This window comes from Bacillota bacterium, from assembly GCA_013177945.1.
Taxonomy (GTDB): domain Bacteria; phylum Bacillota; class DSM-12270; order Thermacetogeniales; family Thermacetogeniaceae; genus Ch130.
The window spans coordinates 1-1636 of the sequence record JABLXW010000040.1 but is presented as its reverse complement, the minus strand read 5'-3'; the positions used below and the strand labels follow the sequence as shown (position 1 = coordinate 1636).

2 protein-coding genes are annotated in these 1636 nt (G+C 49.9%); both read right to left on the bottom strand.

Features of this window, described 5'->3' with window-relative positions:
• Positions 1-424: 424 nt before the first annotated feature.
• Positions 425-1171: an ATP-binding protein gene (locus tag HPY58_13840; protein NPV30695.1), complete on the bottom strand. Its 747-nt coding sequence runs from the start codon at positions 1169-1171 to the stop codon at positions 425-427.
• Positions 1168-1605: a hypothetical protein gene (locus HPY58_13835; GenBank protein ID NPV30694.1), complete on the bottom strand. Its 438-nt coding sequence runs from the start codon at positions 1603-1605 to the stop codon at positions 1168-1170. The genes HPY58_13840 and HPY58_13835 overlap by 4 nt, the downstream gene beginning before the upstream one ends.
• Positions 1606-1636: the final 31 nt, after the last annotated feature.

The following is a 1636-nucleotide window of genomic DNA, read 5'->3' as shown; positions in this document are numbered from 1 at the left end:
ATGCGTTTGTCAATATAGAATTGATCCACCTGATAATGTGAAAGTGATCCACCAGTGATAAAGCAAAAGTGATCCACTTCCACCGTTTTACCAATATCTAACTTGATGGTTATTTTGTAGAGCGTAACAGAACGCCATGCCATAGCCATTAACCCATTGATTGATCTGCCAGGCAAGAGTCGAATTGATGTAGCTCGGGCAGGGAAGAAGCTACCCCAATTCAAAGCAAAGCGATATGCAATTGCTAGCAGCCCACGGAATTTATTCACGAATACCTTAAATTCTTATGGTGGTCATTTCCACTCCCTTTCGATTTAACCTGGTAAGCCCGGGTCCGTTAAAGGGACTATGACAAACCAGGGTTTTTGGAGCACACCGGCCCATGTCAATCTCCCTGGCCCGGCCGGCCATACAATCTGGCATATTACCTGGTCTTTACCTTCTCCCGTTGTTTTAAGCGGTAAGATTCGGCGTTCATGTTCAGGATGTAGGACTTAAAGGTGATCCGGTCCACCAGCGCTGCGGCCAGGATATTATCACCGAATATTTCCGCCCATCTGGAGAATTCCAGGTTGGTGTTAATAATCACACTGCTGCGCTCACTCCTTTCCGATAATACCTGGAACAACAGTTCCGCGCTCTGGCGGGTAAAAGAAACATATGAGAGCTCGTCCACTATTAAAAGGTTAACCCTGGCCAGTTCTTTTAACATCCTGCTCAGCTTCTTTTCGTTTTGGGCCTCAACCAGCCTGGTGATCAGGCCGGCGGCGGTGAAAAACCTGACAGTATAACCGTTTTGGCATGCTTTTATCCCCAGGGCTATGCTCAGATGGGTTTTCCCGGTGCCGGGATTACCGATCATCACGATGTTTTCACGACATTGGATAAATTCACCGGTGGCTAACTGCCAGACCAGCGCCTCCTTGACGTGGGGTAGAGCATCAAACTTGAACTCATCCAGGGTTTTGATCAAGGGGAAGCGGGCATCCCGGATTCTTTTCTTTACCTGATTTTCCTTGCGGACAGATACTTCCCGGGTCAACATCTCGTGCAGAAATTCTTCATAGCCAAGGCCTTTTTCGGCAGCCAGACGCAGCACCTGTTGGTAATCAGCAAACGTGGAAAGTTTCAATTCCCTGGCTAACAGTGCTATGCTCTGGGGGGTGCTCACCGGGCCGCACCTCCCAGGAACTGGTCGTAGATGTGCAGGTCCACTGGTTTTACCTGCGGCAAGCCTTTTTCCAGTTCGAGCTGGCAGGTCACCGGTTTTTTCTTGCTGGTCAGATAGTAGTGTACAGCCTGGAAGCTGTACTGGTTTGCTGCCAGGGCCTGAATAATGGCTTCTTCCACCGCTTCAACGCCATGTTCCATAACCAGGCCCAGCACCAGGGCGAGTTCGTAGCTTTGAGCCCGGGCCAGCAGGTGTTCTTTCAGCTGGTTTAAACCGGGTGGCAGGACTGCCTGACGTAAGGGCAGGGCATTTTGCAAAGAACGGGGCTTTTTCACGAGCAACAGCAGGTAATGCTCCCATTCCAGCCTGGTTTTGTTTTGCTGGTAACAGCGTGGGTGGCAGGCTATTTCCCGGGAGCGGTAATAGATCTTCACTTGAAAGGGATAGCCCTTAACCGTTACCGTT